Annotated in this window: 24 protein-coding genes and 1 riboswitch; of the genes, 5 read left to right on the forward strand and 19 right to left on the reverse strand. The window is 43.2% G+C overall.

The window, feature by feature from the left end:
• Positions 1-175 precede the first annotated feature (175 nt).
• From ACZ5B7_RS27710 to larB, 3 genes are all read right to left on the reverse strand, one after another.
• Entirely contained in the window at positions 176-1,510 is a 1,335-nt protein-coding gene (locus ACZ5B7_RS27710; RefSeq protein WP_464491782.1) for a gluconate:H+ symporter, read from the reverse strand.
• 573 nt (positions 1,511-2,083) lie between these two features.
• The gene (larC, locus tag ACZ5B7_RS27715) at positions 2,084-3,058 is read right to left on the reverse strand and encodes a nickel pincer cofactor biosynthesis protein LarC (RefSeq protein WP_464491783.1); all 975 of its coding nucleotides are present in this window, start codon (positions 3,056-3,058) and stop codon (positions 2,084-2,086) included.
• Positions 3,055-3,813, reverse strand: coding sequence for a nickel pincer cofactor biosynthesis protein LarB (gene larB, locus ACZ5B7_RS27720; RefSeq protein ID WP_464491784.1), 759 nt, complete (start codon positions 3,811-3,813; stop codon positions 3,055-3,057). Before larB ends, larC begins: the two co-directional genes overlap by 4 nt.
• Positions 3,814-4,119: 306 nt before the next feature.
• Here larB and ACZ5B7_RS27725 point away from each other — a divergent pair, with 306 nt between their 5' ends.
• The gene (locus ACZ5B7_RS27725; protein WP_464491785.1) at positions 4,120-4,437 is read left to right on the forward strand and encodes a hypothetical protein; all 318 of its coding nucleotides are present in this window, start codon (positions 4,120-4,122) and stop codon (positions 4,435-4,437) included.
• A 143-nt stretch (positions 4,438-4,580) separates the two neighbouring features.
• Here ACZ5B7_RS27725 and ACZ5B7_RS27730 read toward each other — a convergent pair whose 3' ends face one another.
• From ACZ5B7_RS27730 to ACZ5B7_RS27765, 8 genes are all read right to left on the reverse strand, one after another.
• Positions 4,581-7,640, reverse strand: a complete 3,060-nt coding sequence (locus ACZ5B7_RS27730) for an efflux RND transporter permease subunit (protein WP_464491786.1) — start codon at positions 7,638-7,640, stop codon at positions 4,581-4,583.
• A gap of 222 nt (positions 7,641-7,862) precedes the next feature.
• The gene (locus tag ACZ5B7_RS27735) at positions 7,863-8,636 is read right to left on the reverse strand and encodes a CPBP family intramembrane glutamic endopeptidase (protein WP_464491787.1); all 774 of its coding nucleotides are present in this window, start codon (positions 8,634-8,636) and stop codon (positions 7,863-7,865) included.
• Between the two features lie 197 nt (positions 8,637-8,833).
• Entirely contained in the window at positions 8,834-9,499 is a 666-nt protein-coding gene (locus tag ACZ5B7_RS27740) for a response regulator transcription factor (RefSeq protein WP_464491788.1), read from the reverse strand.
• On the reverse strand, positions 9,496-10,695 hold the full coding sequence (locus ACZ5B7_RS27745; RefSeq protein ID WP_464491789.1) for a sensor histidine kinase: 1,200 nt from the start codon (positions 10,693-10,695) through the stop codon (positions 9,496-9,498). Before ACZ5B7_RS27745 ends, ACZ5B7_RS27740 begins: the two co-directional genes overlap by 4 nt.
• A 261-nt stretch (positions 10,696-10,956) precedes the next feature.
• The gene (locus tag ACZ5B7_RS27750; RefSeq protein WP_464491790.1) at positions 10,957-12,228 is read right to left on the reverse strand and encodes a LysM peptidoglycan-binding domain-containing protein; all 1,272 of its coding nucleotides are present in this window, start codon (positions 12,226-12,228) and stop codon (positions 10,957-10,959) included.
• Positions 12,229-12,476: 248 nt separating this feature from the next.
• Complete coding sequence (locus tag ACZ5B7_RS27755) at positions 12,477-12,839, reverse strand: hypothetical protein (RefSeq protein ID WP_423799870.1); 363 nt, start codon at positions 12,837-12,839, stop codon at positions 12,477-12,479.
• Between the two features lie 23 nt (positions 12,840-12,862).
• Positions 12,863-13,378: an acyl-CoA thioesterase gene (locus ACZ5B7_RS27760; protein ID WP_464491791.1), complete on the reverse strand. Its 516-nt coding sequence runs from the start codon at positions 13,376-13,378 to the stop codon at positions 12,863-12,865.
• Positions 13,379-13,578: 200 nt separating this feature from the next.
• Entirely contained in the window at positions 13,579-14,484 is a 906-nt protein-coding gene (locus ACZ5B7_RS27765; RefSeq protein ID WP_464491792.1) for a LysR family transcriptional regulator, read from the reverse strand.
• Positions 14,485-15,057: 573 nt separating this feature from the next.
• Here ACZ5B7_RS27765 and ACZ5B7_RS27770 point away from each other — a divergent pair.
• Positions 15,058-15,207: a hypothetical protein gene (locus ACZ5B7_RS27770; protein WP_464491793.1), complete on the forward strand. Its 150-nt coding sequence runs from the start codon at positions 15,058-15,060 to the stop codon at positions 15,205-15,207.
• Positions 15,208-15,300: 93 nt separating this feature from the next.
• Here ACZ5B7_RS27770 and ACZ5B7_RS27775 read toward each other — a convergent pair whose 3' ends face one another.
• Positions 15,301-17,496 (reverse strand): heavy metal translocating P-type ATPase, encoded by a 2,196-nt coding sequence (locus tag ACZ5B7_RS27775; protein ID WP_464491794.1) that lies wholly within the window; start codon positions 17,494-17,496, stop codon positions 15,301-15,303.
• Between the two features lie 221 nt (positions 17,497-17,717).
• A riboswitch (cyclic di-GMP riboswitch) is annotated at positions 17,718-17,802 on the forward strand.
• A 21-nt stretch (positions 17,803-17,823) separates the two neighbouring features.
• Between ACZ5B7_RS27775 and ACZ5B7_RS27780 the strand changes: the two genes are divergently transcribed.
• The gene (locus ACZ5B7_RS27780) at positions 17,824-17,961 is read left to right on the forward strand and encodes a hypothetical protein (RefSeq protein ID WP_423799875.1); all 138 of its coding nucleotides are present in this window, start codon (positions 17,824-17,826) and stop codon (positions 17,959-17,961) included.
• Positions 17,962-18,069: 108 nt separating this feature from the next.
• On the opposite strand, the gene ACZ5B7_RS27785 is transcribed toward ACZ5B7_RS27780, so the two are convergent.
• Positions 18,070-18,411: a winged helix-turn-helix transcriptional regulator gene (locus ACZ5B7_RS27785; protein ID WP_464491795.1), complete on the reverse strand. Its 342-nt coding sequence runs from the start codon at positions 18,409-18,411 to the stop codon at positions 18,070-18,072.
• Positions 18,412-18,560: 149 nt separating this feature from the next.
• On the opposite strand from ACZ5B7_RS27785, the gene ACZ5B7_RS27790 reads away from it, so the two are divergent.
• A complete protein-coding gene (locus tag ACZ5B7_RS27790) occupies positions 18,561-19,196 on the forward strand; it encodes a nitroreductase family protein (protein WP_464491796.1) in 636 nt (211 codons plus the stop codon).
• A 78-nt stretch (positions 19,197-19,274) separates the two neighbouring features.
• Here ACZ5B7_RS27790 and ACZ5B7_RS27795 read toward each other — a convergent pair whose 3' ends face one another.
• The 4 genes from ACZ5B7_RS27795 to ACZ5B7_RS27810 all read right to left on the reverse strand — a co-directional run bounded on the left by ACZ5B7_RS27795 (position 19,275) and on the right by ACZ5B7_RS27810 (position 23,345).
• On the reverse strand, positions 19,275-19,814 hold the full coding sequence (locus ACZ5B7_RS27795) for a CBO0543 family protein (RefSeq protein WP_464491797.1): 540 nt from the start codon (positions 19,812-19,814) through the stop codon (positions 19,275-19,277).
• A gap of 132 nt (positions 19,815-19,946) precedes the next feature.
• Positions 19,947-20,606: a carboxymuconolactone decarboxylase family protein gene (locus tag ACZ5B7_RS27800; RefSeq protein ID WP_464491798.1), complete on the reverse strand. Its 660-nt coding sequence runs from the start codon at positions 20,604-20,606 to the stop codon at positions 19,947-19,949.
• Between the two features lie 99 nt (positions 20,607-20,705).
• Positions 20,706-22,082, reverse strand: a complete 1,377-nt coding sequence (locus ACZ5B7_RS27805; protein ID WP_464491799.1) for an APC family permease — start codon at positions 22,080-22,082, stop codon at positions 20,706-20,708.
• A 42-nt stretch (positions 22,083-22,124) separates the two neighbouring features.
• Positions 22,125-23,345, reverse strand: a complete 1,221-nt coding sequence (locus tag ACZ5B7_RS27810) for a MalY/PatB family protein (RefSeq protein WP_464491800.1) — start codon at positions 23,343-23,345, stop codon at positions 22,125-22,127.
• 287 nt (positions 23,346-23,632) lie between these two features.
• Here ACZ5B7_RS27810 and ACZ5B7_RS27815 point away from each other — a divergent pair, with 287 nt between their 5' ends.
• Positions 23,633-24,082 carry a MarR family winged helix-turn-helix transcriptional regulator gene (locus ACZ5B7_RS27815; protein ID WP_464491801.1) on the forward strand — a complete coding sequence of 150 codons (450 nt, stop codon included), beginning with the start codon at positions 23,633-23,635 and terminating at the stop codon, positions 24,080-24,082.
• 88 nt (positions 24,083-24,170) lie between these two features.
• Here the strand turns inward: ACZ5B7_RS27815 and ACZ5B7_RS27820 are convergent, their stop codons facing one another.
• Both ACZ5B7_RS27820 and ACZ5B7_RS27825 read right to left on the reverse strand, forming a co-directional pair.
• Entirely contained in the window at positions 24,171-24,683 is a 513-nt protein-coding gene (locus ACZ5B7_RS27820; protein WP_464491802.1) for a DUF2179 domain-containing protein, read from the reverse strand.
• A gap of 17 nt (positions 24,684-24,700) precedes the next feature.
• Positions 24,701-25,837, reverse strand: a complete 1,137-nt coding sequence (locus tag ACZ5B7_RS27825; protein WP_464491803.1) for a M24 family metallopeptidase — start codon at positions 25,835-25,837, stop codon at positions 24,701-24,703.
• Positions 25,838-25,869: the final 32 nt, after the last annotated feature.

Raw genomic sequence — 25,869 nt, forward strand, 5'->3', positions numbered from 1 at the left:
ATGCAAAACAAACATTTTTAAAAAAACTTTTCTCTTTTGCATTTTGCAACACATTTTTATTATAAGCGAATTTCTCTCAAAGTAAAAGTAATTACTAAAGCGATTTCAAGAATATATCTTTTCAAAAAAAAGAACCATTTTATAGAATCTCTATAAAATGGCCCCCTTTTGTTTTTTATAAGAACATATCTAATATTAAAGTAAATACCAATCCGCAAACACCAACGATAGTGGAAAGAATCGTATAGGTACCGAATGCTTCTTTCAAGGTCATGCCTAAAGATTCTTTAACCATCCAGAATCCCGCGTCGTTAACGTGTGATGCGATGGCACTACCTGCACCAGTTGCAAGTGCAACTAATTCCAAGTTAACATTCGGCATAGTTGCTAGTAACGGAAGAACTAAGCCAGGAGTTGTTAAGGTTGCAACAGTTCCGGACCCTAGGCAGACACGAAGTAATGCTGCGACAATCCAAGCAAACAGAACCGGTGACATATGAGAACCTTCAAATATTTTAGCAACATAATCACCAACGCCGCCATCAACAATAACCTGCTTTAAAGCACCGCCGCCGCCAATAATCAATAGCAGCATTCCTAGAGCATTTACAGCGGAACCGCAAGAATCCATCAACTTGTTCATCGGAATTTTTCTTGCTATGCCCATTGTGTAAACAGCGAACAGAACGGAAAGAATCATAGCGGTGTCAGAGTTCGTGATAAAGCGAATAACGGTGATGAACGCATTTTCTTTTAATCCCAAAATATCGACAATCGCACCAATCGCCATTAAGATAACAGGGAATAAGGCAGTGAAAACGCTGATTCCAAAACCAGGTGTTTCTTCTAATTTAAATGATTTCGCGACACCAAAGGAAGAACTGACTTCTCTATTGAATGCAGTTGGAACAATTTTTTGAGCCATCTTAGGATACCAAATACCTGCAATAATAACAGTTGGTATCGCAACAATGATTCCGTACAGTAACATTAGACCAACATTTGCATGATATTCAGCAGCAACAGCGATTGGGCCTGGATGCGGTGGCAAGAAAGCATGTGCCGCCAATGCAGCCGTAACCATTGGAAGACCTAATTTGACAACTGAAACTTTTGCTTCTTTTGCGATTGAGAAGATAATCGGAATTAATAATACAATGGTAACCTCAAGGAATAAGGCAATACCGCATATGAATGAAGCGATTAAAACAGCCCATTGAATTCGTTTTTCACCAAATTTGTTAATTAACGTTGTGGCAATGCGATGCGCACCACCTGCATCAGCGATTAATCGGCCAAGCATGGCGCCAAGTCCAAAAATGATCCCGATGTGGCCAAGTGTTCCGCCTAAACCGGTTTCAATTGAATGAACAACATCCTTCACTGGAATTCCCAATAATAGGGCAACGATAAAGGAAACAATAATTAAGGATACAAATGTGTTCAATTTGAATCGCATAATTAAAAGAAGTAATAATAGTACCCCGATAGCAATTATGACTAAAGGCATAATGTCATCCCCCATGTAGTTTTTTTGTATTTTTTAAATGCTGCAACCTATCGTTTTACACATGATGCTTTTAGATTTATCATGCCTTAAAGTCTCAGTACTTTCACCGAATTCTCTTTTATCACACGTGCAAGTGCTTACAAATAAGAAGAAAAAATAAAGACTTGTTAGAGTCGTTTGTGAAAGCCTTTTTTAAACTTTGGTGCATTTTACCTAAATCATGGTAAATAGATAATATTTGCAACACATTTATCCGCTCAATGTTTCGAACAAAACCGAAATTAAAATAACGTTGGTATTTGCATCACATTGGGAACGTTATCATTTTATACTGTAACGAATAATCTTGTCAATAGGATAAAACAGATTGATTTTGTTTATTTTTTCAACAGTTATAAAACACGATCAGAAAATTACCACTTATTACATGCAACATCTTAATAAACTACTGACTAACGTTATTTTTCCCATTCTTTTTATTTATTCTCTCCTTATAAAATTGGTTTTAAAAAAAAAAAACGGATAAAGGGCTAATACCTTTATCCGCATTTCTTATTCAAAATTCCTATTGGTCTATTCTCCAATGATAACACGAAGAACATTTGGACGATCTTTGAAGGTTTTTGTGCCGGCTCCATAGCCAATGGCCTTTACTTCCATCGATGGAATCGTGCAAAACTCCTCTGCTAGTACGGCTGCAATGGCTGCACCTGTTGGGGTTGTCAGCTCAAATCTGACATCACTTTGTTCAATCGGCACACCTTTTAAAATTTCTAATGTGGCTGGTGCTGGGATTGGATAAATGCCGTGGTCGATATGTATTCTTCCTGTGCCGACAGGAATAGGTGAGGACTTGACTTTCTGTATATCTAGTTGATGAAGTAAGATTGCTGCACCAACAATATCAATGATGGAGTCGACGGCACCTACTTCATGAAAATGAACCTTTTCTAATGGCACACCATGAATATGTCCTTCCGCTTCACCAATTTTGCGAAAGATTTTTAACGAAGTCGCTTTTACTTCAGCTCCCAAATCAGACGATTCAATCATTTTTACAATATCACTGTATGACCGGTGGTGATGACCATGGTCGTGGTGATGGTCATGGTCATGATGGTGGTCGTGCTCATGATGGTGATCATGCTCATGATGATGATCGTGTTCATGATGGTGATCATGCTCATGATGGTGATCATGCTCATGATGATGATCGTGTTCATGATGGTGATCATGCTCATGATGATGGTCGTGCTCATGATGGTGATCATGCTCATGATGATGATCACCATCATGATGGTGGTCGTGCTCATGATGGTGATCATGCTCATGATGGTGATGGTCAGCTTGTATCAACAACACATCAAACTTCGTACTAGTAATGCCGTTCTTCACGATTTTCTGCCAGGTTAATTGATATTCATCTTCAAAATGAAGTTTTTTTAATTCTTTTTCTAAAATAGCTGGATCTGCACCTGCATCCAGGAGGGCGCCGATAAACATATCCCCGCTGACCCCTGAAAAGCAGTCAATATAAAGTGTTCTCATCCTTGGTTTGCTCCTTTTTTTGCGATGTTATCAATCAGGACAGCGTTGTATGCTCCACCAAATCCATTATCAATATTGACCACACTGATACCTGAGGCGCAGGAATTCAACATCGTCAGCAGGGCGGACAAACCGTTGAAATTTGCACCATATCCAATGCTCGTCGGAACGGCGATGACCGGATGAGAGACAAGACCGCCAACCACACTCGGCAGTGCCCCTTCCATGCCTGCAACAACGACGGAGACTGTCGCCTGTTGGATTTGTTCAATATTATCAAATAAGCGGTGGATTCCTGCAACACCTACATCATAAAAGCGGCGGACGTTACTGCCCAGCGCTTCGGCCGTAACCGCAGCCTCTTCTGCCACTTTCAGATCGGACGTGCCTGCGCAAACAATGGCAATATAGCCTTGATAATCATCCACTTTAGTGGTGTTCTTTTTCCAAAAGAGAATTTGCGCCGTTTCATTATAAATAAATTCCGGATGTTCCCGAAGGATATAATCCGCCTTATCTTTTGAAATTCGTGTCACCAATACATCGTTATCTTTTGACCGGATTGCATGGATAATGGAAAGGATCTGCTCTTGCGTCTTCCCTTCCCCATATATCACTTCCGGGAACCCCTGCCGATTCTTCCGGTGATGGTCGACCTTTGCAAACCCCAAATTCTCATAGGTAGCTAACTTTTCTTTTGCCTCAGAAACCGTTAATTTGCCACTTTGGACTTGAGATAATATCTCTTCTAACATTATTTTCACACACCTTAAACAAACTTGTTCGAACCAAACCATATCATCTATTATTTTCCTCGACTAGTCCAAACATACTTTGAAAGCCGCTATTTGCCGGCCCACCCAATTATAGAATAATCTTCTTTAAAAAGCACAACTGAAGGTTTTTACTTTTTCAAAATCAATAGGTGTGAGGCATGGGGACGGTTCTTGTGCCTCAAAAAGTATCGCGGGAGCCCTTTATAGGTATAAAGTCCGAGGGAATTTAGAGGGATATGACTTTTGCCTTTCATTTCATAAAATACATATATGGGGGTTAGCAATATGTTCAAAAAACTAATTATCTTGGTTATTCTTTTATCAGTTTTATTGGCATTGGTTTTGCTTAAAAATAATACACCTTCTCCTGTGAACAATACGCCAACGGCAAGCAGCGATTCCGCTGGGTTCACTACAATAGAATACCAAATTACCGATATTAAGGGTGAGCAATACTACGGTAAAGGTACCGACGGGACAAAAATCGAATTTTCAGCGGATAAAATCAGCGAGGGTGAAAGGGTTCAAGTTCACGATACGGTCATTTGCTATTTTGATAAGCATAATTTTGGAAAAGGGTTAGTGAAAGTTGAAAAGAAATAAGCATCTCTAACCCTGATGCTACAAAAAATGCACATGGGGTTTGGGATGCAAACCGCATGTGCATTTTTTATTGGCACCTTCAATAAAGACAGCCTACTAGAAAGTGATTTGGTCCGTTTCCCTTGATAGGGATTCGGGCTTTTTTACTGTTTTTGCTGATGAAACGCGAGAACCGTCCCCGTGTTTCGTTTTTCACCCTTGGCGATGATGCGCAAAAACCGTCCCCGTGCACCACTGAGTAGGTGGTACATGGTTGGGACAATGACGAGTGTGAGCAGGGTGGATGTAAGCAGGCCGGATATGACGACGATGGCGAGTGATTTGGAGATGAGTCCGCCTTCGTCGGATAGGGCCAATGGCAATAGAGCGCCGATTGTGGCAAGTGCCGTCATCAGGATGGGACGTAGGCGTGTTTTTCCGGCCTCAAGCAGCGCGGCTTTTAACTCCATTCCCTTCTGTTCATTTTGCTTCACCCGGTCCATCAACACAATGGCATTGGTGACCACGATTCCGATTAACATTAAAAATCCAACTAACGCCGGCATTCCTAGTGCCTGGTTCGTCAAATACAATCCCAGCAATCCGCCGGAGAATAAGAATGGCAGCGACGAGAGAATCGCAACTGGCATTAACGTGTTGCCAAATGCAACAAGCATCACGATAAATACCAACACAACAGCGACTGCCATAGCAATCATCATATTGGTAAAACCTTCATTCATTGCTTGCGCCTGGCCTTCTGAATGATAGGTGATTCCTGCCGGCAAATCCAAGGCTTTCATCCGTTTATCCACCTCTGCCTGCACACCCGAAGCGTTATCGGTGGTTATACGGCCCGTCACCTGCACATATTGCTGCTGATTCAACCGGTATAACGCAGACGGACTTGGCGCCTTTTTCAAGGTTGCCACTTCGGAAAGGGTGACCTGCTGCCCGATCGGATTTGTCATGCTTTGGCTCATGATTTTATCAATGGAATCTAACGATTCCCCTGCCAATGACAGATGGATGTTTGTCGTTTTCCCTTCCACCTGCATGTTGGCGACCGTATCTCCGGAAATCAACTCCCTAACATAACCTGCCACCATGATTGGGTTTAAACCCTTTTCCGCAGCTTTCTTATCATCGATTTCGAGCTGTAACTGTTCCTTCACTCCAGAAAGGTTGGATTCGACATTTTCCAGACCATCGATACCTTTCAGTTTTTCTGTGATCATTTTTCCAGCCTTCTCTAAATCCTCGGCGTTCCCGCCTTCAACCATTAACGCCAAACCGCTTGTTCCTACAAGGCCAACGGGACTAAGCGCTACTAGCATTTGAGAATCAAGCTTTTCTGCCTTGTTTCGGACCCGTTTCTCAAAATCAGTTGTTTGATTCTTTGTAGTGTCATCCTTCAGGTCAATCGATAAACGGACATATTCCCCATTCACAACGGTTTGAACATGTTTCACCTGTTTTTCCTGCTTTAGGATTTCTTCCATTTTTACAGCAATCCGGTTTGATTTTTCCAGCGAAGTTCCAGCCGGTAAATCACCTGTCAAACGGTACGATACGGCTTTTTCCTGCGGCAGGAAGTTTTTTGGAATTAGCGGCACCAAGACTAGCGATCCGGCAAATAGGACAACAGCCAAAATGATCGTGATTGCCCGTTTATTCAACACCCAGGCTAGCGTATGCCGATAGGCTTTTTCAAAAATGGATTCCTTCATCTCTTGGTGTTTTATTTTTAGTAAAAATAACTTCGCCAACAGCGGCACGACAGTTAGCGAGACGATCAATGAGAAAGCCAGTGCCACAATGACCGTAATGCCGAACGGGGCAAAGAAGCGGCCAATGATTCCAGGTACAAAGGAAAGCGGGCCAAAGACGGCAATCGTCGTCAACGTTGAAGAAGTGATGGCTCCGCCCACTTCCTTTGCCGCTGTCAGCACAAGCTTTTCATTTCGGTTCGGGCTTGTTAGCGTGCGGCGGTACACATTTTCGATGACCACGATTGAGTCATCAATGACGCGGCCGACTGCCACGGCGATTCCGGCGAGTGTCATCATGTTTAAGCTATAGTCAAAATACTTCAGCGTAATCATTGAGGCCAAGATGGACAGCGGAATGGAAAGCACAGCCACCAGCGTTGCCCTTATGTTACGCAAGAAAAGAAAAGTGACAATTACGGCGAACAATGTTCCGAGCAATACCTCGCGAAGCATGCCATCGACAGATGATTTCACTTCTTTTGACGTATCAAATAATTTCGTTAAGGTGTAGCCAGCTGGAAGATCCAGTGCATCCAGCTTTTCCTTTGCTTTCGAAACGACTTCAACGGTATTGGCGCCAGGCAGTGCCTTCATTTCTACAAGGACCGCAGGCTTTTCATTCAGGCGGGTATACACCATTTCTTGTTTGTTTGTGTAAGAAACGTCAGCAATGTCGGCCAGCTGCAGTTTTTCAACCGCGCCTGTTGGCCCCTGTGCTAAAATTTGAATTGCTTTTACATCCTCAACCGAATCGAGCTTGAAATCGGCCTGCACGTTGAATGTTTTTTCGTTGATATTAACTTGCCCAGCCGGGAATGAAAAATGGTGCGCCTGCAGTGTTTGCTTGACGGTCTCATAGGTCACACCGTGCTGCTTCATTTTTTCCGGGTCGAGCTTGATGGCGACTTCCTTTTCTGTTTCACCGGAAATATCGATGGAGCCAGCTCCGTCAATTCCGGTCAATGCCGGCTTAATCCGCTCGTTGATATATTGCGTCAGGTCGGATTGATTGGCGGTTTCCGACGATAGCGCAAAGGTGAAGACTGGCATGGCGGAAGGACCATCCTTTAGAATCTCCGGTTTTTCTGCACCGGCAGGCAGCTTGATGGCAGTGGCTGCGGTCGTGACTTCCTTCTCCGCTTCATCCATATCCTTGCTCATCTCAAACTCCAGAACTCCGACAACCACATTACTGTGAGCTTCGATATATAAGTTATCAAGCTTCTTGATTCCTGACAGCGTTTCTTCCAGCGGTTTGCCTATATCCTCTAATCCTTGCTCCGGAGTAGCGCCGACATACGGAACCTGGACAATGATATATGGAATGTCGACATTCGGCATTGACTCCATCTTCATCGTCTTGACTGAATAAATCCCCCCAGCAATCACCATCAACATGGCGATAAAAATTACCCCTGCATTCTTTAACGAAAACCTAATCCACGATTTCATAACTTCTCTTCCCCTTTATAATCAGATGCATTTGGATGTATTTACCTTTTTTATTATAGAGTTTCCAACCCTCCGCTAACCTCGGGCAGCTGCTGTAATTGCAACTAAGACCTCAGACCTAGAGGGAATGAGGCATGGGGACGGTTCTTGTGCATCAAAATGGCGGTGATAGTTAGGCTGAAATGAGGCATGAGAACCGTCCCCACGCTCTATTCCCACGCTCTATTTTCTATAAATCATGGTCGATAGGCCGATGATTATGGCGTTGTATAGGATGAATAAGGCCATTAGGTGGATGATGCTTGGTTCTGTTGTGAATTGGAGGATAGCGATGTCGCTTGGTCCGATTAGGTGATTGATGGTCAGGTTTTGGGCCATGTGGGCAATGGTGACTGGCAGCAATTTTCGGCCGCTTCGTAAATAGACATACAAAAGCGAGCAGCTGGCGGTCAGCAGAAACAGGATGAAAATCGGATCTAAGCCTTTGAATACATGTGACAGCATGAAAAACAAACTGGTAATCATGTAGAGCTTTACTGTGCTCAGATGCTCGAGGTTGGTCACCAGGTACCATCGGAAAAGCACCTCTTCCGTCAAGGCTGCCTGAAACCAGGCAAATGCTGCTAGCAACAGCAACAGGTAAAACGAAACGCTCGAAAACGCTGCGAGATTCCATTGAACCGAAAAATGATCCACTTTGGCAGCCTGATACACGTAAAATAGGACCATACCGGCCGTTAACAAAACGGAAAGTACCGAAAACAGCACATCTTTCCGGTTCAGCTTAAGTCGTAAAGTAGAAAAAGATTTTTTATCGACATATTTGTAGAAAAGCAGGATTGAAACGGTTTGGAGCACAGCCCCAATAACCGTAAGCGTCCCCCACTGGACGATGTTTAATTGGTCCATCTTTTTGCCCCAAACAACCATCAAGACGAAAAGTGTTAAAACATTTATCAAGACAATCGATAACGAGCGAATGTAATTCTTTTTCAATTTAAAAACCCCCTGTGAATTTGTATCTCTAATGTACCGCTTGAAACAGCATCATCGTAGTGCCGAAAAGTCATAACCTTTCAGGGGGGAAGATGACTTTTCGGTTACTTTCTACCATGACTTTTTTTCAATGATGAAGGAGGGGCTGGGTTTAGGCCCATTAAAAAAAGCTGCCAATATAGGTCAGCTTTTTGCTTCTATTTTCTCTTTTCCGGCAACAGGCATTCCTCCATTGCTTTTGTAATGGCAGCGGAGCGGTTTTTGACATCTAGCTTCGAATAGATGCTGGAGATATAATTTTTCACCGTGCCTAGGGATAAGAACATTTTTTCCGAGATGGCCTTGTTTTGGAAGCCATGAGAGAGAAGGCTCAGAATTTTCAATTCCTGCTGGTTTAGGTCATACGGGTTATTGGCAGAAGGTTCCTCGGGGGCAGCTGGTTGTGATTCGGATACGCTTTGAAAAACTTCTCTTGCCAAATGCTGCGGCACAAGCGATCCGCCGTAATAGACCAGTTCAATTCCTCTCAGCAAAAACTGCGGATCCACCGCTTTTAATATATAACCCTCTGCGCCCGCCTGAAGCGCGGTCCGGACGTGGTCAATATCTTCAAACGTCGTTAAAATGATAATCTTGGCTTGCGGCCATCTTTCCTTTATGACCTTTGTGGCCTGAACACCATCCATGATCGGCATTTCAATATCCATCAAAATCACATCTGGCACCGACCGCTCACAATGGGCAATAGCCGCCTTCCCATTTTCGGCCAATGCAATATCCTTTAAGTCCGATATGCTTTCCAGAACAATTTTTAAGCTTTTTCGAATTAATTCTTGATCTTCAACAATCATTAATCGAATCATCTTTCACTGCACTCCTTCGGAACTGGAACTGTGCATCTGACCGTCGTTCCCTGTTTTTCATTGGACTCAATAAGGAAGGAGCCGCCAAGAGTCATCAGCCGGTCTTTCATCGACTTTAGGCCGAAGCCATACTGAATTTGCTCACGGCCCACGCCATTATCCTTTATCCGCAAAAGAATCATCGCCTCGGTGAATTGAAGGGTAACCGTTATGTGCGTCGCCTGCCCATGCCGTTTCGCATTGGTCAGGGACTCCTGCAGACTGCGCATCAAGGCGTACTTTCCCCCATCAGTGATTTCGGTTTCATGCCCACTTACCTGAAAATCAACGATTGTCTCTGTATGGGTTGAGAAATCGTCGATTAAACTTTGGCAAATGGCGGTCAAGGCCTGGTCTCTCCAATCCCCTGACAGCTGATGGATCGTTTTTCGAACATCTGCCAAGCCTTTTCGAGTTAACTGCGATAGCTCCTGAATTGATGAGACCGCCGCCTCTTGATTGGCCTTAATGATAAACGGGAGCGCGTCCAGACTGGCAATCACCGATGTGAAAACATGTCCCACCGTATCGTGCATATCCTTTGAAACCCGGCTTCTTTCTTCTTTTATCACCAATTCTTCAATTCTTTTCGTATATTGCTCCAGGGTTTTATTTTTTTCACGGATGGAATTTAGCAGTTCATTGCGATGCTGGTTCATCATGCCGATCCTCCCGAGCATGAACCCGAAGCCATATAGCATCGCCATATCGGCAAACCGCCCCCAGGAATCCTGTTTGAAAAAATAATCGCCGACCAGCGCTCCTGTAAAAACAAGTACTGCGCTCAGGATGGGGGAAATCCAAATATATGGGCGGGACTGGCTGACAAAGGCGATGGTGAAAAGCGGGAAACTGATGATGCTTAGGATTTCCGGGCCCAAATGATAGAATTGGCTGACCAGAAAGATGAACATGCTGCCTGTCAGGGTCAATTCTGCGGTTAAATAGAGGTGGAGCTGAATCTTCCCCGGCCTGTAAAATAGGTAGGGAACAAACAAAATGAGCAAAAACCATAAGGCGAACAGCATTTTTTTATAGGGGTCTGGATAAAGCGGGAGCGCATTGATCGATACATTAAAGACAATCCAGAAAATCCGGATGAAAAAAATAAAGGTATCAAGCGAGGACCATGTTCGTTTTTCTATATGGACATCCATTTTGATCATCTTCCTTTAGAAGAGTTTTTCTAATTACATAGGAACCTGGCCCATTGTGCTATTAATCATTTTAACATTTAAACTATCGTTTTGGAATATTTATCCTTTTTTGATTCCATGATAAAAAAACTCCCGCAGTGTTGTGCTGAGGGAGTCTTGGGATATTTATTTTATTTTGCGGATGTTCTGGATGAGGCACGAGAACCGTCCCCATGCATCACGCCACTGGTGAGGCACGAACCGTCCCCGCGTATCCGAGTTTTATCTAAGCGCGACCAGGGTCATTTGTTGCCCTCTTTTTGCTTCAAGGGTTAGGGTCACTTGTTTTCCTTGGCGGTTAAAAAGTTCATTGATCATGTTGCCTGATGCTTTTGCACTGTAGGTCCGGCCATCAGGGGTGTTGAAACGGAAGACTCCGTTTGGGTTTACTCCGCCGATTTGCGCTGTTACGCTAATTTGACTTGGCGCGGAGGCAGTTGCCTCACCAGGGATGTTGATGGGTTGGCCAATTTTCAACTTGACCGGGTCCACTGTTGGATTAAGTGCCTGAATGGCTGCAACTGAGACCCCAAGCGCTTTACTGATTTTTGTAAAAGTATCCCCGCTCTTAATCACATACACAGATGTACTTGTCGTTGAGCTGTTGGGTTTACTAGGCTCATTATTTGCCAAAGTAGGTGCGTTATTAGTTAAATAAGCAGCACTTACGTACGCTGTTTTGCCATTGTATTGAATTTGCGCCCAGCCATAAGAGGTTGAGATAACAGACACTCCTTCGTTAAATTTTAACGAACCGAGTACGGCACCGCCCATGGAAGCAGATTCTCTAACTCTTAACGATGTGGCGGTCACATACATCGTTTTTGCTTGAGAAGCAATGACTTGTTTTTGCGAAAGGTACGCTGCACTAACATAACAAACGCGTCCGTTAATCAGGATAGCCGCCCATCCATTTTCGATAAATGCAACCTTGACATCTTCCCCTTTTTTATAGGTTCCAAGTATGCTGCTATCCGTGTTCGGCCGGGAACGGACATTCAGGGATGTGGCGGTCACAGTCCTGTCTTCCACTTTTGGCAATAGAATTTTTTTACCGTTAATGGATGTAATCCCATTGGCGTCTAATATCTCCTGTGCGGTGACTCCATGTTTTGCTGCGATGGTTTCAATATTTTCACCCGATTTAACCTGATAGGTGTATTCTTGAATAAATGCGGCATTCGCTGCACTTGTAAACAAACCAAAAACAACGGTAAAAATGCCTGTCACAACAAGCTTTTTCACGACATTGCTTTGAATCCATTCGTTAACCTGCGAAACATATGTATTCCAATTTGCCCGAATGTCTCTTAAGAAGCCTTTAACATCTAACACATTTCGGATATCAAACTGGATGCTTTTATAATATTCACGTTTTTCCATCCTTGAAGTGAATACTGGCAGACTTTGCATTTTCTTGCCCTTGCCGTACGTCACCTTCCTGCTAAGCGTCATTTCCCCATTTACAACAAGTTCTTGTGTCAAAATCATCATGTCTCCAATTCTCTCTCTATTTGGTTAAAACTGCCCCTCTATAGTAATCGTCACAAAGGATCATTTTACGTCCCAAAATTGTCATAATTAGTCGAAAATAGATGATGTTAGACCGATTTCCATGTTTTTTAACAGAAGTGGGTTGTCTTTGCTTGAAAAAGTGGAGAGGGAATTGGGGGCACAGGTAAAGCAAAGGGACGGTTCTTGCGCCTCAATTTTTGAGGCACGAGAACCGTCCCCATGCATCATTATCTGATGAGAGTTGGACCGACTAGTGCTTGTGGGTTTTCGCCTAATGCGAGTTTACTGATGTTTACGTAGCCTAATTGTTTGTAGTTGTTTAGCAATTGTTTTAGGTCACGGAATTTGTTGTCTGTTTTTAATTTTTCTATTTCACCATAATAAACTGACAGAACGTATTCATCCTGGGTTGCTGGCTCGTAATGGCTTGAGTCTTCCTCCATCAGTAAGGAACCCATATATTGATATCCATAATGAAATTGGCGAGTCAGTTTAATGATATTAATAAATTTTTGATAAATGGAAGCATTTAATTTTTCGATGGCTGTTTGCACATTTTTTAATTCGTTATAGCTTGAAACGATGACCATGTATTTCTCCCCCTTGATTCGTATTAATCCCATGGCTTATCTACTGTAAGTTTAGACACGAGTTCTTTGTTTTGCTGCCTTTTCAGCTTGCGGATTTGTTCACGTTCTTTGCCTGTTTCAAAAAGAAACTTTTCTTCCTCTGTTTCCGGAATCACCGCTGGCACTTCGATTGGCCGTTTATTTTCATCTAAAGGAACAAACGTAAAGAACGCCGTAGCCGCAATTCTGCGATTTCCTGTTTCCAAATCCTCAGCAACTACCTTGCAGAAAATCTCCATTGACTTTTTCCCTGTATAGCTGACAAAGGATTCGATGCAGACCGAATCACTGACGCGAATTGGTTCGATGAAATTGACGGAATCCGTTGATGCTGTTACACATTCCTTGACCCGTGTATGTCTGCGGGCAGAAAGCACTGCACAGGCATCCATTTTCTTCATTAGAACGCCGCCGAATAATGTATGGTAGTTGTTCAAATCATTGATGAGCACTTGGTCGGTTTGAACAACACGTGTTTCTTTCACTTTTTTTGTTTGCATTTCCATCACCCTATATATAAAAATGCCTTTCGAAGCGGCAGCCCCGTTGGCATTAATTTTTTTGACATAGAAAATTATAATACGGCCACTGTGTTATAATACAATGCCGATAGAACATGGTGTTCATAACAAAACTGTATGAAAGCGCCTCCTGTCAGGCGGAACCGAAAAAAGCTCCCCCTTTTACAAGAGGAAGCTTTCTAATAATTGCCAGTGGAGGGGTTTTCCTTCGCCAGTTTTACCCTCGCAAAGCGGATAAACTCTTTGGCAACCTTCGATAGGTGCTCATCCTTTTTCCAAATCAACGCCAGATTCCATTCAATCACCGGATTAGTGACAGGAATGGTTTTAAAATCATTTTTCAACTCCAAACAAGTAGTCTCAGGCAGTAACGTAATCCCGATATTGTAGGCAACCAATTCCTGAATAAAGTCCAACTGGGAGGTTTCAGAAATTATCGTCGGCTGAAATCCAGCCCCCCTGCAGGCCGTGATGACGAGATTTCGCAGTTCAAAATCCTTATTAAACATGATAAAGCTTTCTTCTTTCAGTTCCTGCAGTGACACTTCTTTTTTGGCTGCCAGACGATGTGATGGTGGAACAACCAGTTTCAGTTTTTCTTTTACAAACATATATTTGTCCAGAAGATCATTTTCTTCAGAAAGAACGATGACTCCAAAGTCGAGTAAACCATTGATAATCTTCTCTTCTATCCGTTTCGACCCATCCTCTTCTAATTGGAAGGTCACCTCTGGATATTCCTGATGGAACGATGCGATCAGCTGCGAGAAAAAAATCGAATTGGTGATTGTCGGTAGTCCGATGCGGACATGCCGCGTTTTTAACTTAAGCACGGTATCAAGCTCTTCGCTCAATAGCTGCAGCTGCTCCTCGACTTTTACGGCATGTTTGACGAGAACCCGCCCCGCATCCGTCAGCTCCAGTTTTTTCCTCGTCCGAATGAACAGAGGCGTCCCCAGCTCATCCTCCAACGACTTAATAATCCTGCTCAACGCCGGCTGCGTAATAAACAAATTCTCCGCCGCCGTCGTAAAACTCCCCGTCCGTGTAACCTCAATAAAACACTCCAACTGTTTAAACTCCAAGCACATCAAACACCTTACATAAATTTAAAATATTATTTAGTTTACCACAAATTGATGCATAGGTGATGCATGGGGACGGTTCTTGTGCATCAAAAGGACGGGTTCAAAGAGGCTGTTTTATGATTTTTTCGGGGGACTTTTACAGGTTTCCCGTTTTTCTTTTTCAACCAATCGTTTGGTTGAATCCTGACAAAACCCGTTATTATTACATTTTCCCTTGAATGCATTGGAAAAACTCGTCGAAAATTGCTTGGGAAATAGCGGATGCTTTTCCTGTATACTCAAACAAATTTCGAGTTTTCCTTTAGCAAAAAAACCACACTGCCTGAGATGTAAGCAAGCAGCTTACGAAAGTGAGGCACGAGAGCCGTCCCCATGACCTAATATAAATTTGCGTATGAGTACATAATAATAGTTGTGTGAGATCAGAAAAGTCTTCGGAACAGACCCTACCCAGGATTTCTTCTGTGTTTCCACAAAAAAGGGATACTGATTTGCTTCAGTACCCCCTTTTTTTCATGCCTTATTTGCGAATTTAAAAAAGACTAATCGGAAAGCGAGATGGAATGAATCGTGTCTAGACCAGGAATGCAGCGTGATCAAACGAGAGAACAAATTGAGAAACACGATAAAAGGAATGATATTGAATTAGGCAATGAATTTCAAATTGGAAACACCAATTCACAGAGTCAGAAAAAAAGCGGACGTCAAGCCAATAAATAATAACCTTAGTTTTTATGTATTAAACAAAGCAGCTTGCCCGTCAACGGGGACAAGCTGCTTTTGAAATTGAGGCATAAGAACCGTCCCTGTGCATCACATTCGGTTTAGTCGAAGGGCGTTTAGGACTACTGAGACGGAGCTGAAGGCCATGACGGCACCGGCGAGCCAAGGGGCTAGGAGGCCGAGCATGGCGAATGGGATGCTGATGATGTTGTATAGGAAGGCCCAGAGGAAGTTTTGTTTGATGTTGGTCATGGTGGCTTTGCTGATTTGGATGGCCTCGACCACCTTGCTCAAATCTCCTTTGATGACGGTAATGTCGCCGGATTCGATGGCCAGGTCGGAGCCGGTCCCCATGGCGATGCCGACATCGGCGACGGTTAAGGCCGGGGCATCATTCATCCCATCCCCGACCATCACCACCTTCTTTCCTTGCTTCTGCAATGCTCGGATGATTTCCGCCTTTTGCTGTGGTGCGACGGTCGCTTTCACCTTTGAAATCCCGGTCTTTTTTGCAACCGCCTTAGCGGTCTCAAGGTTGTCGCCCGTCAGCATGATGACGTCCAGTCCCATCCCTTTCAACCCAGATACCACCGCTTTCGAGGCTGGTTTTACCTCATCGGCAACTGCAATCATTCCGGCAAAGCGGTTCTGAATCGCAACCGCCATTACCGTCTTCCTTTCTTGTTCAAGCCTGGCAATCTCTCTGCATACTCTAACTGGAATGAAAAGTTTATTTTTCGAAAAATAACTTGGATTGGCAATCAACACGTCTTTTCCATCCACAAATGCCTTAATTCCAAAACCCGGGATCGCTACAACCTCATTTGCAATTGGAAGTCTTCCTCCCCTTCTTCGGACTTCTGCTACGATAGCTTTCGCGATTGGGTGCCCCGAAGATCCCTCCACCGCACCGATAATGGCAAAGAACTCTCCCTCACTAACATGCTCTACATACACGTCCGTAACGTGCGGCTCGCCTTTCGTGATCGTTCCGGTTTTATCCAAGATTACCGTGGTGCTCTTCCCTAGTAATTCAAGAAACTTCCCTTCTTTAAAAAGAATCCCCGACTGGGCGGCTCGTCCACTCCCGACCATGACCGAAGTAGGCGTCGCCAATCCAAGGGCACAAGGGCAGGCGATAATTAAGACGGCAATCATTTTCTCCAGCGCCTCGCTTAAAACTCCCGGCTGAAACATCCAATACCAAAGAACAAACGTAAGCAGCGCAATCAAAATAATAATCGGGACGAAAATGCCGGTCACTTTATCGGCGATATGCTGAATCGGCGCCTTAGATCCTTGCGCCTCCTCGACAATCCGAATGATTTGCGACAACGTCGTCTCAGAATCCCGTTTTGTAACTATTATTTTTAAAGTGCCGTTCTGATTGATGGTCCCGGCATAAACATCATGGCCGTTGCTTTTTTCAACAGGGATGCTTTCACCTGTTAACAAAGACTCGTCAACCATCGAGTTCCCTTCAATCACCTGCCCGTCAATCGGGATCTTTTCTCCTGATTTCACGATAATCACATGCCCCGGATACAACTGGTCCACAGGGGATGGAGATTCCTTTCCATTCAAAAACAACGTGGCGGTTTTCGTCTGCAATTGATAAAGCTGCTTGATTGCCTGTGTGGTCCTCATTTTGGTTCTAGCTTCAAGAAATTTTCCTAATAAAATAAATGTAATGATAAAAGCACTTGTTTCATAATACAACACTGGATGTTCTGTAGTATTTAAATGCGTGAACGTTAAATAATGGCTGTAAAAAAAGGCGGCTGATGTACTTAACACCACTAAAACATCCATATTCGCACTGCCGCTTTTCAGCGCTTTCCATGCCCTTTCGTAAAATTTGAACCCGATGACAAATTGAATAGGAATAGTCAAAGCAAATTGGAAGAGGGGCTGAAGAAAAAGCTCTGGCACTATAATAAAAGAAGCCCATGTAAAATGCGCAAACATCGCCCACGCCAAAGGTATAGTAAGTAAGGCCGAGACAAAAAAATGCCGCTTGAGAACCGTCATTTCTTTCCGTTTCTCCAATTCGGACTGAACATGATTCTGCCGGTCGATTTTTGCATCATATCCTATTTTAATGATTCTATTTATAATTTCTTGAATGCTTGTCCGGTTCTTACTGAATGTAACGCGTCCCTTTTCCGTTGCCAGATTGACTTGCACTTCCTCGACCCCGTCTAATTTAGAGACAACCTTTTCAATTCTGGCGGCGCAAGCGGCACAATACATCCCACTAATCTCTATATGGGCAGTTTCCTTCATCCTCGACATTCACCACTTTCAACTTCCTCAAATTAATATATTCTATTAACAATAGGAGAGCTTTAGAACGATGCATGGGGACGGTTCTTGTGCATCAAAACGAGCTAAAATGAGGCACGGGAACCGTTCTTGTTCATCAAAACGAATCGAAAATGAGGCACGAGAACCGTCCCCATGTTTCATTTTCGACAAATCTAGACAAATTCCTCAAAATCCTTTAATCTATGTAAGGGCAAAATCACTGAAAGGTGATGACGCAAAGCTATAGGGGTCTCTGTGATGGAACAAGGCCAGCCAGCTGCCATCAAATATATAGGGGGAATTTTGATGTCGAAGAGTTACTGGCTTACGCCGGAGGAAGTACTAAGAAGGAAAAAGATGAAGAAAAACCTTGTATATGTCTCTATAGTTTTTGCCACTATCGTTCTTAGTGCATTACTAACGATAGTCTCAAACCAACTGTAGATCCTCGATATCCGAAGCTACGGGCAGCATGTTATTGCTGCCCTTTTTTATTTGATACGTGGGGACGGTTCTTGTGCATTAATGAGGCACAAGAACCGTCCCCATGCCTCACTTCTGCCTTGTTTTAACCCAGTGGAGAATCGAAGTAATTACCGCTTCAAGTTCCTTCCCTGCTGGGGTTAATTCATATTCGACCTTCTTTTGCGAAGGGACAAGGACTTTTTTGATGACCAGGCCTTCTTTTTCAAGATCACGCAATCGTTCGGTTAAAAGTCTGTCAGAAATGCCAGGAATATTCTCCACTAGTTCATGAAAGCGTTTAGGCCCATTGAGTAATTGATAGATGATAATCCCCATCCAGCGTTTTCCGATAAATTCAATCGTTCCGTGAAAATCCTTACAAATTTTACTGATCTCTTGTTCGGTACAGGTACAGTTTGATTTTTCCATTTTCTTACCTCATTTGCTTTTCACCAATATTTTCACATTATATCACAATAGTTTTCACTTGACTCAATTACTTACTAATAGTAAGCTAAAACACGAACTAAAAAAGCTTACTTTTAGTAAGTTTTACTTTTCAAAAGGAGGCAATAAGAATGTCCACTGCAACTATGAACGCACAGAGTTTCAGCGATGTAATCAGAGAACGTCACTCTGTTCGAAAATATGATCCTACTTTTAAAATAGCCCGGGAGGAGATTGAAGAAATTTTAAATGAGGCTATCCTGGCTCCTTCTTCAAGCAATCTCCAGCCTTGGCGATTTATCGTGATTGAGGACCAAGAAATGAAGAAAGAGCTCCGGCAGATTGCAAACAATCAAGAGCAGGTCGAAACCTCTTCAGCCGTGATTGCGGTTTTGGGTGATAAGGAAATGTACAGAAATATTGAGAAGGTGTATAGAAGCGCTAATGAAGCCGGCTTTATGGATGAAGTCAACATGCACCGTTTAATCGCTGGTTCAAACAGCTTGTATCCCAACTTGCCCGAGGATGTCCGCAAGAGTATCGCGGCCTTTGATACAGGCCTTGTGTCGATGCAGCTGATGCTGTCTGCCAAAGCAAAAGGCTACGACACAGTCCCGATGGGCGGCTTCGACAAACAAAAATTTATGGACAAGTTCCAAGTATCCGACCGCTACATGCCAATGCTCCTGATCTCCCTAGGAAAAGCAGCGGCACCGGCATTCAAAACCACACGGATTCCTTTGGAGGACGTAATAGAGTTTGTTTGATGAGTGAGATGGTGAGGCGTGGTGACTGACGGTTCTCGTGCAGCATGTCGAGTGAGGCACAAGAACCGTCCCCATGCATCATTTGTATTTCGATAGGGGGATGTTAAAGTATGTTATTAAAAAAATGGTACATATGAAGCAGAGAAGCCAGGCTAAGATGGGCCTGGTGTGGTGGAGGCGCAGGCCAAAAAACATAAAGATCCAGACTATTAGAGACCACCAGAAATTCCATCCATGATCATAGGAGATGAGGTTTGCAGCCTTAAAAAGGCTTTCCAATGCGATACCAAAGATGACCCAGAAAGATATATATACTATCTGGTTAAGCATTTTTGCCTGAAAAGGGTATTTTGAAAGATATATAAAGGCTATTTGGGGGAAAATCAAAAAAGCAATGATAAAATCAACAATGGTATGGTTGGGAATAAAAAAAGATTCTTTATAAGTCCATAGTGGATATTCATACATAATAATAGAAATAAAAAAGTTCACGGTTACGAAAAAAAGAATGGTCGGATAGTAATCCTTCCGATTCCTCCAATCCCCCCATCGCCAGGAACCCAGCAAATAAAGAAAAGGCAGCGCAAATCTTAAATACGAAACCACAGTGTGTAACATTACGTTCCCTCAAATCCTTTTCGAAAAACAATTTTACTACCATTCCTATTATTTGCTATAAACCTAAAAATGAAACATGGGGACGGTTCTTGTGCATCATGATGCACAAGAACCGTCCCCACGCCTCACTATTTAATTTTCATCGTATGCGTTTAGCGAATTCACACTATGGGCCAGTGCAGCCCCTGCCTTTAATGCGGTTGCGACAAAGATGGCTTCGACGAGCTCTTCCTTCGTAACATCCAATTGCTTGGCCTTTTTCGTATGAGTTTCAATACAGTAGGCACAGCCTGTCACATGGGCGACAGCAACAGCAATTAATTCCTTCTCCTTACGGCTTAATAACCCGGCTTTCAAAGCTTGCGTATCAAACTTCACAAAGCCTTGAAAGGATTCTGGCCCTAATTCTTTGAAATCGCCAAATCGATTCATATTTGAGCGTTTGTAAAGCTCTTCTTCCCCATCCTCATCATAGGCATTCAAGGCATTTAATCCATGTGCCAAGGCCGAACCTGCTTTCAAAGCAGTCGCGACCATAATCGCCTCCAGCATCTCTTCCTTCGAAGCCTCTAGTTTTTTTGCCTTCGAAACATGACCATCAATGCAATAAGGGCAACCCGTAACATGTGCCACAGCGACTGCAATGAGTTCTTTTGTCTTTTGAGGAATCGCCCCTGGCGCTAAAGCCAATTGGTCAAACTTCACAAATGCTTTAAACGTCTCGGGCGCAAGCTTTCCTAATTCCGGCAATCTACGAATATTTGACTTTTTATATAAACTTTCATCTATCAAATCTTTTACCTCCATTTCATTGGATGCGGGGGGACGGTTCTTCTGCCTCACAAAGTGAGGCATGAGAACCGTCCCCATGCATCATTCCCATGCATCATTTTAGACTCCTATATTCTCCTTGGGGTTTTCAGTTGGGTTTACATGCCCGCCGAAGCCGAAGTGGCCTGGATCGTGGGTTATTTTTTTACCTACTATCATAACGTAGGATGCAGCCGCTACTATATAGACAATCGTCCCGATAATGATTGGCATAGATAATGATGACATGAGTAAATATCCTTGAAAAAATAATAGGGCAATTCCGATATAGACAACCGTATTTAAAACCATTGGCGACAGTTTAAATGGTGCCGCCTGATACAGCTCAGGGTGTTTCTTTGGTAATTTGGTGGCAGCAAAAACCGGAATCATATTCGCCAGCAGGAATACACCAGTGCCTAAAGCCGATATGATTCCTAAGGAAAGCCCTGTTACAATTGGAATTACTCCAATCACATAAAACAAGGTAAGTAACCAGTGCGGTGTTCCAAACTTTTTATTTACTTGCCCTAAGGATTTTGGCAGCCAGCCGTCTTCACAGGCAATCATAATCCCTTTAGTAACCCAGGAAAGAGTCGCATTTAATGTTGTTGCTAAGGCAAACATGGCTCCACCGACCATAAAGAAGATAAACAGCGGTTTTGGTAAAATCGTTTTGGCCACATCTGTTAAAGGCTTGTTCGCAACATCCGCAATCGGCAGCACCCCTGCAGCAATCGTCGCCATCAACGCATACAAGATTCCGACACCCAATGTCGTTGTGATGATCGTCAGCGGGATATCTCTCCCCGGATTTTTCATCTCCCCGCCTAGCTCGGCAATGACCTGCGCACCGCCGGTAGCAAAGGATAACAATCCTACAGCCATAAAAAATCCACCAAAGCCGCCTGAGAACATTTCACCTGAATTAAACACAGCGTAGTTCACCTCAGGCATTCCCCATACGACAAAAACAATCAAGGCAAGCAGCAAGACAAGAACCATTAATTTTTCAACAAGGGCTGCAAAATGTACGCCTACTAAATTCGCAATATAAAACACAGTCAGCAGCAAGAACGCGATCAGTTTTAGCGGTGCATTAGGCACCAGGCCTTGAACATATTCCGCAAAGGATATCGCATACATAGCCAGGGTTAACTGCGCAAGAATAAATAACGTTAACCAAAAGAACCCGACCTTTGGGGACAATAACCGGCTTGTATATCTGTACAATCCTCCTGTTGTTGGAATAGCTGAACCCATCGCGGCAATAGGAATAACCATAAACAAGGTAAAGATGGATGAAATGACAAAGGCTAATGAAACGCCGCTCCCAGTCATCCCAATGGCAATCCCGGTAAGGGCCATGACTCCCGCACCAATTATTTGTCCGATACTAATACTCATTACATCCCCAAGACCTAAAACCTTTTTTAAATTCGATTCTTGACTAGCCATTTCATTCACCTCTTATATGTTTTTTTTGGGATTGTTGCTGCATCATCGGATGGTAGCTGCTTTATGGCTAGGAGACTCGAGGTCGGCAAATTCCCTCTCGATCCGTTCCAATGCTTCCTTAATAATCGGTCTTGGGGAAGATACGCAAATCCGCTGGAAGTCTTGTCCCTCTTCACCAAACATACTGCCATCTTCCAATAAGACATTGGCTTTGTTGTAAATGCGATCATGAACCTCTTCTGGCGTAATGCCGTAGGCGCTGAAGTCCATCCACATCACATACGTTCCTTCCGGAATGTGTACCTTCACTTGTGGCATTTTTTCAGCAAAAAAGTCTTTAACGTATTCCATCGTTTCATCTAAATATTCTTTTAACTGTTCCAGCCATTCCTCGCCTTCATGGTAGACAGCGATTAAGGCTGAAACGGTGAAGGGCGAAGGTAATTGGAACCCCATGGCTTGACTGAAGATGTTCCTAAGTTCAGGATTCAGAATGATGACATTGGTGCAATGGAGCCCGGCCACGTTGAAGGTTTTGTTGATGGCCGTGCAGGTAATGATATGCCGTGTGTTCGCTGCCGCTTTGGCGATTGGGATAAAGGTTTGGTTCCGGCGAATTAAGTCCCCGTGAATTTCATCCGCAATGATAATAACCTGATTTTTTTCACAAATATCTGCTAATCTTGTTAATTCTTCTGGTGTAAAAATTCTTCCGGTGGGATTATGCGGATTGCAGAGGATAAAAAGCTTCGTGTTTTCATTTTGTGCTTTCGCTTCAAAATCTTCAAAATCAATCGAATAGGATCCATCCTGTTCGCGGATCAGGGCGTTATTGACAACCTGTCTCCCGTTCCCTTCAATCGCCGCAGTAAACGGAGGATAGACCGGTCTCTGAATAATGACCCCATCACCCGGCTCTGTAAAAGCTCGTACCGCCACATTTAATGCGTGGACCGTTCCCGGGCTATAGACAATTTCTTCGGTTTGGATGTCCCAGTCATGTCTCTTTTTAAACCAATGCTGAATCGCCTCGAAGTACTCCTTTGGAAAAATGGAGTAACCAAATATCCGATGCTCGACTGTTTGATGCAAAGCATCGAGTAAAGGCTGTGGAACGGGAAAATCCATGTCCGCCGTAAATAAAGGCAAAGTTTCTTGATCATACCTCTGGGTAATTCCCAATTCCTTAATTAAATCGCCGCCGTCCCATTTCAAGGAATACGTATTTCTTCGGTCGACGATTTGGTCAAAATCGTACTTCACTTGAAATCAACTCCCCCTCTTTTGAATTAAAACGCTTACAAATATTTTTTAAAAAAGTGCTTTTAACGATAGTTTAGTACCTAAACCATCTAAATATAGTTTAGCAACTATACTATATTTAGTCAATAAAAATTCTGAAAATTGAAATAATTATATCGAAATATAATTGTTAGGTCTTTCTTCTCATCGGTATTGGAGGCTATTCCATCTGATAAAAGTGACTGGAAAAATAAGTATTATGCTATAATAAAGATAAGAATCTATTAAATTTTTAAAAAGGAGCAGAAATGAAAAAGGAAGAGATTATTTATGAATTAATGGAATCTGTCTATGACCTTTCCAGACAAATTAGCTCCTACGAAAGTATACCTAGAAAGTACGGTACCGAAGATGAGCTTTATATGGTCGAAGCACATACAATCAATTTAATCGGAAACAAAACCCAAACAACTGCTTCCGAACTTGCCAATCTTACAAAAAAAACAAAAGGCGCCATTTCCCAAATGGTTAATAAACTAATTAAAAAAGGCCTAGTTTTAAAATCCAAAAACCCAATCGATAAACGAGAATACATCCTAGAGCTAACAGAAAAAGGGAAGATGGTTTACGATTTCCATTACCAATTAGATAAACAGGAATATGCCAAAATACTAAACAAACTACACCAATTTTCCGAAGAAGACCTATTAGTCTACATCAAAATATCATCCATCCTATCAGAAAATACGTCGAAATAGAGCACGGGGACGGTTCTTTTGCTTCACTTTGGAAGCAAAAAAACCGTCCCCTTTGCTCTAAATGAGGCATGAGAACCGTCCCCATGCCTCACCCAAGCCTCTTTAGCAAGAACCCTCCATTAAAGTGGGTGGGGTCGTAGGAGATGATGAAGGCTTTTGGTGATAGGGATAGGATGAGGTTTTTGAGTTTTTGTTCGCGGTTTCGTTTGGCCAGGATTTTCATGACCAGCCGCCTGCCTTCCTTTCCATCGGCCCCCCAAGAAGTGACTCCATAGCCCTGTTCCCTGAGTTTGTCAGGCAGGATACAGTCCACCGGCTCAACGATGACCTCCATCACGACGTAACCTAGAGCCAAATACCCTTCAATTTTACTGCCGACAAACACACCTAGTCCCCAGCCAAAGCAGTAGGCTGCGATGTTCATGGGTTTATCAAGATTATCAAGGACAATCGTCAGTCCCATCAAATAGACAAACACCTCACCCATCGACAGCACTGAGGCTAGAACCCGGTATCCTTTAATGACAATCATCACTCTCAAAGTAAATAAAGAAACATATAAAACGTTAATCACAATGATGGTAAGAATAATTGACGACATGACGTCCACCTCAGCTGTTAATCAAAAAGCATGTATTCTAGTTCACGAGGGTATTGGGTAATCGAAAAACTTCCTGTCTTGGTCAAAATAATCGTATCGGAATGCCTAAAGCCCCCAAGGCCCGGTACATACACGCCTGGCTCAATAGTGTAAACCATGCCCTCCTCGAGCACCAAGTCATTATCAAACCGCAAGTACGGTTCCTCGTGTTCCGATAATCCTAACCCATGTCCGATTCGATGATTCACATATTCTCCGTAACCAGCCTTTTTAAAAACCTGATACGACGCAATATCGACCTCTTTTGCCGTAATTCCCGGCTGAATCATTTCCATGCCGACCCGCTGCGCCTCGATCGCCAATTTCAATAAGTCCTTTTGTTTTTCAGATGGCTTTCCGACAAAAAACGTCCGCTCGTTTTCGGCTCGGTATCCGTTAAACCACACCTGACGGCTGTGAACGACAACATCGCCATCGGCAAATTTCCGCGTGCTGGAATAAAGGTGCGGCATGGCGCTCCGCTTGATTCCGGAACAGGTCCAATTCGCGTAGCCAATCAACTCCTCCGGATAGTCCTTTGAGGCAATTTCCAATAAAAACTTGTCACCATACGAATCGAATTCCAATTCACTAATTCCGGCCCGTGCATGTTTGAGCGATTCGCCGATCGCATAGTCGGACAGCTGGCCGGCAATTTTCAGCAGCTCTATCTCTTGTTCATCTTTAATCGCCCTCATGTTAATAATTTTTTGACCAACGTCGACAAGCTCAAAGCCCTGCTCTTGTAAAAATAAATAGACGCTCGCAGGCAGCAGCCCCAATTCAACGCCAAGCTTTGTTCCGGCAGGATATTTTTTTAGCAATCTAGTTAAATGATCTAAATAGGAAATCTCCTTGTGAGCCATATCAATCTGCTCATAATAAACATAGAGTTTGTCAACTTTCGCCTTTTCTAAGGCATGAAGCTCTTCCAGCCCTGGAACAATAAGTTCAGTTTTATCCGCATGGATGAGCGTCACAATGGGACGCGAATAGATAATCGCTCGAAACCCGCTTAAATAATATTGATTGTCGGGATCCCAAATCAAACTAAGTCTGACGCCCTTCTGCTCCATAAACTCTCGAAAAATTTGAATCCTTTTATTTATCTTCATTAAAACTCCCCCCCAAATCTACTTTTCCCCTC

It is taken from the genome of Neobacillus sp. S1115 (assembly GCF_055385565.1).

What these genes read in the sequence shown, in the direction of transcription:
- ACZ5B7_RS27710 (WP_464491782.1), bottom strand. Translation starts at nt 1,510, where the DNA reads ATGCCTTTAGTCATAATTGCTATCGGGGTACTATTATTACTTCTTTTA.
- larC (WP_464491783.1), bottom strand. Translation starts at nt 3,058, where the DNA reads ATGAGAACACTTTATATTGACTGCTTTTCAGGGGTCAGCGGGGATATG.
- larB (WP_464491784.1), bottom strand. Translation starts at nt 3,813, where the DNA reads ATGTTAGAAGAGATATTATCTCAAGTCCAAAGTGGCAAATTAACGGTT.
- ACZ5B7_RS27725 (WP_464491785.1), top strand. Translation starts at nt 4,120, where the DNA reads ATGTTCAAAAAACTAATTATCTTGGTTATTCTTTTATCAGTTTTATTG.
- ACZ5B7_RS27730 (WP_464491786.1), bottom strand. Translation starts at nt 7,640, where the DNA reads ATGAAATCGTGGATTAGGTTTTCGTTAAAGAATGCAGGGGTAATTTTT.
- ACZ5B7_RS27740 (WP_464491788.1), bottom strand. Translation starts at nt 9,499, where the DNA reads ATGATTCGATTAATGATTGTTGAAGATCAAGAATTAATTCGAAAAAGC.
- ACZ5B7_RS27745 (WP_464491789.1), bottom strand. Translation starts at nt 10,695, where the DNA reads ATGGATGTCCATATAGAAAAACGAACATGGTCCTCGCTTGATACCTTT.
- ACZ5B7_RS27750 (WP_464491790.1), bottom strand. Translation starts at nt 12,228, where the DNA reads ATGATGATTTTGACACAAGAACTTGTTGTAAATGGGGAAATGACGCTT.
- ACZ5B7_RS27755 (WP_423799870.1), bottom strand. Translation starts at nt 12,839, where the DNA reads ATGGTCATCGTTTCAAGCTATAACGAATTAAAAAATGTGCAAACAGCC.
- ACZ5B7_RS27760 (WP_464491791.1), bottom strand. Translation starts at nt 13,378, where the DNA reads ATGCAAACAAAAAAAGTGAAAGAAACACGTGTTGTTCAAACCGACCAA.
- ACZ5B7_RS27775 (WP_464491794.1), bottom strand. Translation starts at nt 17,496, where the DNA reads ATGAAGGAAACTGCCCATATAGAGATTAGTGGGATGTATTGTGCCGCT.
- ACZ5B7_RS27780 (WP_423799875.1), top strand. Translation starts at nt 17,824, where the DNA reads ATGTCGAAGAGTTACTGGCTTACGCCGGAGGAAGTACTAAGAAGGAAA.
- ACZ5B7_RS27785 (WP_464491795.1), bottom strand. Translation starts at nt 18,411, where the DNA reads ATGGAAAAATCAAACTGTACCTGTACCGAACAAGAGATCAGTAAAATT.
- ACZ5B7_RS27790 (WP_464491796.1), top strand. Translation starts at nt 18,561, where the DNA reads ATGTCCACTGCAACTATGAACGCACAGAGTTTCAGCGATGTAATCAGA.
- ACZ5B7_RS27795 (WP_464491797.1), bottom strand. Translation starts at nt 19,814, where the DNA reads ATGTTACACACTGTGGTTTCGTATTTAAGATTTGCGCTGCCTTTTCTT.
- ACZ5B7_RS27805 (WP_464491799.1), bottom strand. Translation starts at nt 22,082, where the DNA reads ATGGCTAGTCAAGAATCGAATTTAAAAAAGGTTTTAGGTCTTGGGGAT.
- ACZ5B7_RS27815 (WP_464491801.1), top strand. Translation starts at nt 23,633, where the DNA reads ATGAAAAAGGAAGAGATTATTTATGAATTAATGGAATCTGTCTATGAC.
- ACZ5B7_RS27820 (WP_464491802.1), bottom strand. Translation starts at nt 24,683, where the DNA reads ATGTCGTCAATTATTCTTACCATCATTGTGATTAACGTTTTATATGTT.
- ACZ5B7_RS27825 (WP_464491803.1), bottom strand. Translation starts at nt 25,837, where the DNA reads ATGAAGATAAATAAAAGGATTCAAATTTTTCGAGAGTTTATGGAGCAG.